Consider the following 7,829-nt stretch of genomic DNA (forward strand, 5'->3'; position numbering starts at 1 on the left):
GGGATGCCTGCGGATGTTTGGCTAACGAAGCTCGAGGGGGAAGGCTCCTGATCGGCCGCCCCATTCCCCCGAATGGCCGTGGCCGGGAGTCGAAGGGAGTCGAGACGATGGAACGCACCACGTGTTGTGTGGTGGGCGGCGGGCCGGCCGGGATGGTGCTCGGGCTGCTGCTGGCGCGCGCCGGGGTGGAGGTCACGGTCCTGGAGAAGCACGGTGACTTCCTGCGTGACTTCCGCGGCGACACCGTGCATCCGAGCACGCTGTCGCTCCTGGACGAACTCGGCCTCGCCGAGCGGTTCGCCGCGCTGCCGCAGCGTCATGTGCACACCATTCAGCTGCCCATCGGTCCGGGCCGCTCGCTGTTCACCGTGGGCGACATCGGCGCGCTGCCGGTCAAGTACAACTACGTCGCGATGGTCCCGCAGTGGGATCTGCTGAACCTGCTGGCGGACGAGGCCGCGCGGGAGCCCTCCTTCCGGCTGCGTATGAACACCGAGGCGACCTCCTTCCTCATGGAGCGCGGCCGGGTCGCGGGGGTGCGCTACCGCACCGCGGACGGGAGCACCGGTGAGCTGCGGGCCAACCTGACCGTGGCCTGCGACGGCCGGGGATCGCTGGCCAGGCACCTGCCCGAACTGGGGCTGCGGGAGTTCCCGTGCCCGATGGACGCCTGGTGGTTCCGGGTGCCGCGGCACGAGGGCGACCCGCGGGGGCTGGTGGGGAACGTAGGTGACCGCTTTCTGACCGCGATGATCGACCGCGGGGAGTACTGGCAGTGCGCCGCGCTGATCCCCAAGGGCACCGACGCGGCCCGGCGCGCGGCCGGTCTTGACCGGTTCATGGCCGAGTTCGCGGCGGCCGCCCCATGGCTGGCGGACCGCGCCCATGCCCTGCGGTCCTGGGACGAGGTGAAGCTGCTCGACGTACGTCTTGACCGGCTCCGCCGCTGGCACCGCCCCGGGCTGCTGTGCATCGGGGACGCGGCACACGCGATGTCGCCGGTGTTCGGGATCGGCATCAACCTCGCCGTCCAGGACGCCGTGGCCGCCGCCCGCATCCTCTCCGGGCCGCTCGCGGCGGGCGGGGGCGGGGTCGGGCTGCGCGAGGTGCGCGAGGTACAGCGCCGCAGATGGCCGACCGCCGCGGCGACGCAGACGCTGCAGCGGATCGCCCACGCCCGGGTCATCGAGCCGGTGCTGGCCGGCCGCACCCTGCTCGGCGACGGGTCCCGGCCGCCCGGGGTGGTGCGGGTGCTGAACGCGGCGCCCTGGCTGAAGCGGGCCCCTGCGTACTTCCTGGCGTACGGCGCACAGCGCGAGCGCCCGCCCGCCGCCGCCCTGCGCTGAAACGGTTCGGCACGCGCAGCGCGGAGCGGCGCGGGTCCGGCCGCTCAGTGGCCGCGGCGGGGGTACGGCCGCTCAGTGGCCGCGCAGCCGCTCCGTATCGCGCCGGTCGCGCTTGGTCGGGCGGCCGGCACCGCGGTCGCGATGGCCGACCGCGGCCACTTCCTCGCGCGGCGGCGGGGGAGGGGAGTTGTCGACGAAGCACTCTGCCGCGACGGCCGCCCCGACCCGCTTGCGCACCAGGCGTTTCACCACGACGATCCGCTCGCGTCCGGCGTGGAAGAGCCGCACCTCGTCCCCGGGCCGCACGGCGTGGGCGGCCTTGACGCGCTCCCCGTTGACGCGGACGTGGCCGCCGCGGCAGGCCGTGGCGGCCAGCGACCGCGTCTTCGTCAGCCGTACGGACCAGATCCAGCTGTCGACCCGCACCGGCGCGTTGTCTGAAGCCATGCCTGAAGCCATGTCCTGACTCTATCGGCTCCGTCCAGGGCGATACGTCCTGCTATATCCGGAATTGCTGTCTAAGGTGCGACGCATGAGCGCACACTTTGACGTCGTGGTCCTGGGGGCGGGCTCGGGCGGCTATGTCGCGGCGATCCGCGCCGCGCAACTCGGTCTGTCCGTCGCCATCGTGGAGGAGCGGTTCTGGGGAGGGGTGTGCCTGAACGTGGGCTGTATCCCCTCCAAGGCCCTGCTGCGCAACGCCGAGCTGGCCCATCTGTTCACCAAGGAGGCCCAGACCTTCGGCATCCGGGTGGACGGGCAGGTGATCCTGGACTACCAGGCCGCCTACGAGCGCAGCCGCAAGGTCGCCGACGGGCGCGTCAGGGGGATCCACTACCTGATGAAGAAGAACGAGATCCCGCAGTACGACGGCCGGGGCACCTTCACGGACGACCATACGCTGCGGATCGACCTGACAGCCGGGGGAACGGAGACCCTCACCTTCGGCCACTGTGTGCTCGCCACGGGCGCGGTCACCAATCTGCTGCCCGGCACCTCGCTCAGCGAGCGGGTGGTGACGTACGAGGAGCAGATCCTCAGTCCGGAGCTGCCCGAGAGCGTGATCATCGCCGGGGCGGGCGCCATCGGCGTCGAGTTCGCGTACATCATGCGCAGCTACGGGGTGCGGGTGACGCTGGTGGAGTTCCTGGACCGGATCGTCCCGCTGGAGGACGAGGAGGTCTCCGCGGAGCTCGCGCGCCGCTACCGCAGGCTCGGCATCGATGTGCTCACCTCCACCCGGGTCGAGGCGATCAATGACGCGGGCCCCTCGGTGAAGGTCATGGTGACCACGGGTGGCCAGCGGCAGACGCTGCAGGCCCAGGCGGTGCTGCAGGCGATCGGCTTCCGGCCCCGGGTCACCGGCTACGGGCTGGAGAACACCGGCGTCCGCTTGACCGACCGGGGCGCCATCGCCGTCGACGCGTACTGCCGCACCAGCGTGCCGCATATCTTCGCGGTCGGGGACGTCACCGCGCAGCTGATGCTCGCCCATGCGGCCGAGGCGATGGGCGTGGTCGCCGCCGAGACGATCGCGGGCGCGGAGACCATGGCGCTGGAGTACGTGATGATTCCGCGGGCGACCTTCTGTCAGCCCCAGATCGCCAGCTTCGGCTGGACCGAGGCCCAGGCCCGGGAGCTGGGCTTCGATGTCCGGGTGGCGAAGTTCCCGTTCACCGCGAACGGGAAGGCGCAGGGCCTGGGGGACCCGGCCGGCTTTGTGAAGCTCATCGGGGACGGCCGCCACGGCGAGTTGCTGGGCGGCCATCTGATCGGCCCCGAGGTCACCGAGCTGCTGCCGGAGCTGACGCTGGCGCAGCGCTGGGATCTGACCGCCCACGAGGTGGCGCGCAATGTCCATGCCCATCCCACGCTCTCCGAGGCGGTGAAGGAGGCCGTGCACGGCCTCGCGGGTCACATGATCAATATGTGAGCCGACCGGGGACCGGCCCTGGTCACACCGTCAGCGGCGGTGCAAATGTCCTAAATATGCTAAAAAGACCAGATGAAGGTGGGTTCGGCGCTACGCTCCCGCAGTGTCGCCGGACAGGCGTTCGCCCTGCTGCTGGCGATCATGGCGCTGCTCGTGGTCTCCGCGGGCGTCGTGCTGGTCCTGCAGGCCCGAAACAGCGGCGAGAACCAGGCCCGGGGCCGCTCACTCGCGGTCGCCCACTCCTTCGCCCGCGCCCCGGGAGTCCTCGCCGCCCTGAGGTCCCACGACCCCAGCGCGACGCTCCAGCCCTTCGCCCAGCAGGTCAGACGGGACGCCGGCGTCGACTACATCGTGGTGACGAGCCCGAGCGGCATCCGCTACACCCATCCCAACCCCCGCGAGATCGGCAAGCACGTCGACCGCCCCCTCTACCCGGCCACGGTGGGCCGAGCCTTCACCGACAAGGTCCCCGGCGTGACCCTCGCCGCCCCCTCCATCCGCGCGGCGGTCCCCGTCACCGACGCCAGCGGCAAGGTGATCGCCATCGTCAACGCCGGGATCACGATCCCGAGCGTACGCAGCTCGGTCGACCGCCAGCTGCCGGTCGTACTGGGATCCCTGGGTCTGGCCCTCGCGCTCGGCGCGGGCGGGGCCGCGCTGGTGAGCCGGCGGCTGCGGCTCCAGACCCGTGGCCTCGGGCCCGCCGAGATCGCCCGGATGTACGAGCACCACGACGCCGTGCTCCGCGCCGTACGGGAAGGAGTGCTGATCGTCGACGCGGAGGGAAGGCTGCTGCTTGCCAACGACGAGGCGTGCAGGCTCCTGACCCTGCCGCCCCGCGCCCAGGGGAAGCAGGTGACCGACGTGGGCCTGCCCCGGGACACCGCCGCCCTGCTCGCCTCGGGCCGGCCGGCCACCGATGAGATCCACGAGGTGGGGGAGCGGCTGCTGGCGGTCAACCAGCGCCCGACCTGGCGGCGCGGACAGCCCTGGGGCAGCGTCGCCACCCTGCGCGACACCACCGAGCTACAGGTCCTGACGGACAAGGCCGACCGGGCGCGGGAGCGCCTGGCGCTGCTGTACGACGCGGGCGTCGAGGTCGGCACCACGCTCGACATGGTGCACACCGCCCAGGAGCTGGCCCAGGTCGCCGTGCCACGCTTCGCCGATGTCGTCACCGTCGACCTGATGGAGTCGGTCCTGCGCGGCGAGGAACCCGACCTCTCCGACACCCGGACGCGCCGCGTCGCGGTCAGCGGCATTCGGGAGGACTCCCCGATGCACCTGGTGGGCGAGCGGATCGGCTCGGTGACCGTCCCCCTCACCGCGCGTGGCGTCATCCTGGGCCGGGCCGAGTTCTGGCGCTCGGCGCGCGCGGCGCCCTTCGAGGACGACGATCTCACCCTCGCCGAGGAACTGGTCAGCCAGGCGGCCGCGTATATCGACAACGCCCGCCGGACCGCGCGCGAGCACGCCACCGCACTGGCCCTGCAGCAGAGCCTGCTGCCCCGCGAGCTGCCCGAGCACGAGGCCGTCGAGGTCGCCCACCGCTATGTGCCCGGGTATGGCGGGGCGGGCGGGGACTGGTTCGATGTCATCCCCCTCTCCGGCGCCCGCATCGCCTTTGTCGTCGGCGACGTCGTCGGCCACGGTCTGCACGCCGCCGCCACCATGGGCCGGCTGCGCACCGCCGTGCACAACTTCTCCTCGCTCGACCTGCCCCCGGACGAACTGCTGAGCGCCCTCGACGAGGTGGTGGAGCACCTGGACCAGGAGGAGGCCGTCGCGGACGGCGCGCCCCCCGGCGCCGGGGTCGCGGGCGCCACCTGTCTGTACGCGATCTACGACCCGGTCGTCCGGCGCTGCTGCCTGGCGCGGGCCGGCCACCCGCCGCCGGCCCTGGTGCCCCCGGACGGCGCGGCGACCGTGCTGGACCTGCCCGCCGGACCGCCGCTGGGCCTGGGCGGGCTGCCCTTCGAGACCGCCGAGGTCGACCTCCCCGACGGCAGCCGCCTGGTGCTGTACACCAACGGGCTGCTCCAGGCCGGCGGCGTCGATGTCGACACCGGTCTCGACCGGCTGCTCGGCGCGCTCGCGCGCGCCGACCCCGACCCCGAGCGCACCTGCCGAACGGTGATGGAGGCCCTGCCGCCGAGCCACCCCACCGACGACATGGCGCTGCTCGTCGCCGGCGCCACCGGCCTTGCCGAGGATCACATTGCCTCCTGGGACCTTCCGTCGGACCCCGCGGTCGTCGCCGATATGCGGGCTGCCGTGGACCGGACCCTCGCGGACTGGGGCCTGGAGGAGGCGGCCTTCATCACCGAGCTGGTGGTCAGCGAACTGCTCGGCAACGCCATCCGCCACGCCTCCGGCCCCATCCGGCTGCGCCTGCTCCGCGACCGGGCACTGATCTGCGAGGTCGCCGACGGCAGCACCACCGCGCCGCATCTGCGCCGGGCCGCCAGCACCGACGAGGGCGGGCGGGGGCTGTTCCTGGTGGCCCAGATGGTCGACCGCTGGGGCACCCGTTACACCAGGAGCGGCAAGGTCATCTGGACCGAGCAGACGCTGCCCTTCGAGCCCTCGGCGTCGTCTCTGTCCTCCGTGTTCGCCTTCAGCTGATCACCGCCGCCGTGGTGGCCAGCAGCTCCGGGAGGGTGCCGGTGAACTCGGGCATCAGCCGCATGGCCACCGCCCAGCCTTCCGGATCCTTGCCGAGATGGGCGGCGATCAGATCCACGGCCTCCTGGCGGACCCGGCACAGCTGCTCATCCATGCCGTCCGGGGACTCCTCGGGGCGGTTCGACGGGTACTTCGCCAGGTAGGTCGCGGCCACGCGGGCCGGCCGCGCCGAGTTCAGGATCTCCGACAGGGTCAGCTGCCCGTAGGACACCGCCGTGTTCAGCCAGTCCTGCTGGATGTACGCGGGCAGCTGGTGGTGGCGCAGCAGCTCCAGGGCGGTGGGGCGCGGGCCGGTGAGCCGGTGCGGATGCGCGGGGTGCTTCTGGCGCATCTCCGCGAGCCGCCAGTCGGGGCGCAGCTCCTCCGGGAAGTCGTCCCGCTTCGCCAGCTCGACCAGCAGCGTGTCCGGCAGCGGATCGCGGCCGTGCTCGGCCAGCAGCTCCGGCCATGGGAGGTCCGGGCCGGTCTCCTCGGACAGCCGCTCCAGCGCGGCGGCGAGCTGATCGCGCCGCCCCTCGGCCGCGTCGCGCAGATGCCCCGCCTGGCTTGCGGGCGACTGGGCATGCGCGAGCCGGTCGCGCAGCTCGGCCAGGCCGTCCGGCGCCTCGAGCGCGGATCGGACGATCTTCTGGGTGGCCGCCGGCAGCGGGTGCTTCTTGCTGCGCCGCTCGGGGAACTCGGTCTCCTCCAGCAGCCCGCGCACCTCCTCCGCGCCGCGCCGCTCCCACAGCCGCACCAGCAGGAGCAGCTGCCCGGCGAGCGTATGCAGCTTGATCTTGCCGAGCAGGATGCGGGCCAGCCGCGGATCGCCGGCCTCGACGATCGGCAGGAGCCAGTGGCGGCGCCCGCTGTTCCGCAGCTCGACGAACACCTCCTCGGTGAGCGGCAGCGGCCCCTCACCGCTGTCGGGACGGCTGCGCCGGCCGGACAGGATCTGCCGGCGCTGCTTGGGAGTCAGCGGGGTGTTGATGTACAGCCTGGCGTTGATCTCGGGGTCGTCGTGGAGCAGCAGCTCCCCGATGATGTCCTCGGGCAGCTCCCAGCTGGAGGCGAGGCCGGCCAGCACGGACACCCCGTGCAGCGCGACGAAGCGGTCGCGCAGGGCGGTCGAGGGCTGGTGGTGGACCAGCAGATGCTGGATGGTGCGCTGGTCCAGGTGTTCCGCGAGCGCCAGCTGGATGTCCTCGGTGGCCAGCCGGTACAGCTGCAGGAACACCGCCCGGGCGCCCTCCGGCGCGCTCACCGGGTACTCGGGGGCCAGCGGCCGGGGCCAGGGCTTGTTCCGGTGCTTGGCCGTCTGCTCGCGGGCCGTGGCGACCAGCTCCGTGGGTGTTCCGGTGAAGCGGGGCAGCAGCGAGTACAGCGCGCGCCAGACGGCGAAGTCGTCGCCCAGCTCGGCCACCAGACCGGTCAGCGCCTCGCGGACCGAATCCTCCTTGTACGGAAGCGCGTTGAGCACCGTACGGGCGGGCTTGATCTCGGCCAGCACCCGGTCGATCGGATAGACCTCCTCCTGGAGGCCCCGGCGCAGCAGCTTGGACAGGTCGAAGCGGGAGTAGGAGTCGCTCCAGTCGGGGACCGTCAGCAGCCGCCACGGCAGCGGGGAGGTGTCGGGGAGATGGCGGGGCGCCCTCTTGTAGGCCTCCAGCACGAGCTCCTCCGAGCAGTCCTGGTGGGCCGCCAGGACGAGAAGCGCGCCGTTCGGCAGGGGGTCGCGCTGGTGCTCGGCCAGCAGCAGATCCCAGTCCGCCCCGTCCAGCGGGACGTGGTCGCGGGCCCATGTCACCTCCCGCAGCCGGGCCACCAGACTCGGCCCGGACAGGGCCGGGGCCTTCGCCGCGGGGGCGGTGTCGGCGGGGGCGGAG

The 7,829-nt window shown here is 72.6% G+C and carries 5 protein-coding genes; 3 read left to right on the forward strand and 2 right to left on the reverse strand.

The window, feature by feature from the left end:
• Positions 1–107: 107 nt before the first annotated feature.
• Positions 108–1,346: an FAD-dependent oxidoreductase gene (locus CCN51_RS27300; RefSeq protein ID WP_014181601.1), complete on the forward strand. Its 1,239-nt coding sequence runs from the start codon at positions 108–110 to the stop codon at positions 1,344–1,346.
• A gap of 72 nt (positions 1,347–1,418) precedes the next feature.
• On the opposite strand, the gene CCN51_RS27305 is transcribed toward CCN51_RS27300, so the two are convergent.
• On the reverse strand, positions 1,419–1,793 hold the full coding sequence (locus CCN51_RS27305; protein WP_014181602.1) for an RNA-binding S4 domain-containing protein: 375 nt from the start codon (positions 1,791–1,793) through the stop codon (positions 1,419–1,421).
• Positions 1,794–1,878: 85 nt separating this feature from the next.
• On the opposite strand from CCN51_RS27305, the gene lpdA reads away from it, so the two are divergent.
• The gene (gene lpdA / locus CCN51_RS27310; RefSeq protein WP_014181603.1) at positions 1,879–3,279 is read left to right on the forward strand and encodes a dihydrolipoyl dehydrogenase; all 1,401 of its coding nucleotides are present in this window, start codon (positions 1,879–1,881) and stop codon (positions 3,277–3,279) included.
• Between the two features lie 72 nt (positions 3,280–3,351).
• On the forward strand, positions 3,352–5,904 hold the full coding sequence (locus CCN51_RS27315) for a SpoIIE family protein phosphatase (RefSeq protein ID WP_014181604.1): 2,553 nt from the start codon (positions 3,352–3,354) through the stop codon (positions 5,902–5,904).
• Here CCN51_RS27315 and CCN51_RS55125 read toward each other — a convergent pair.
• Positions 5,897–7,829: hypothetical protein (locus CCN51_RS55125; protein ID WP_158104704.1), on the reverse strand; the 1,933-nt coding region annotated here is incomplete at its 5' end. The genes CCN51_RS27315 and CCN51_RS55125 overlap by 8 nt on opposite strands.

The sequence above is a fragment of the Streptomyces milbemycinicus genome, from assembly GCF_002154605.1.
Lineage (GTDB): Bacteria > Actinomycetota > Actinomycetes > Streptomycetales > Streptomycetaceae > Streptomyces > Streptomyces milbemycinicus.

Bases quoted from the DNA above. Each gene is read 5' to 3' on its own strand.
- lpdA (WP_014181603.1), top strand. From the start codon at position 1,879: ATGAGCGCACACTTTGACGTCGTGGTCCTGGGGGCGGGCTCGGGCGGC.
- CCN51_RS27300 (WP_014181601.1), top strand. From the start codon at position 108: ATGGAACGCACCACGTGTTGTGTGGTGGGCGGCGGGCCGGCCGGGATG.
- CCN51_RS27315 (WP_014181604.1), top strand. From the start codon at position 3,352: ATGAAGGTGGGTTCGGCGCTACGCTCCCGCAGTGTCGCCGGACAGGCG.
- CCN51_RS27305 (WP_014181602.1), bottom strand. From the start codon at position 1,793: ATGGCTTCAGACAACGCGCCGGTGCGGGTCGACAGCTGGATCTGGTCC.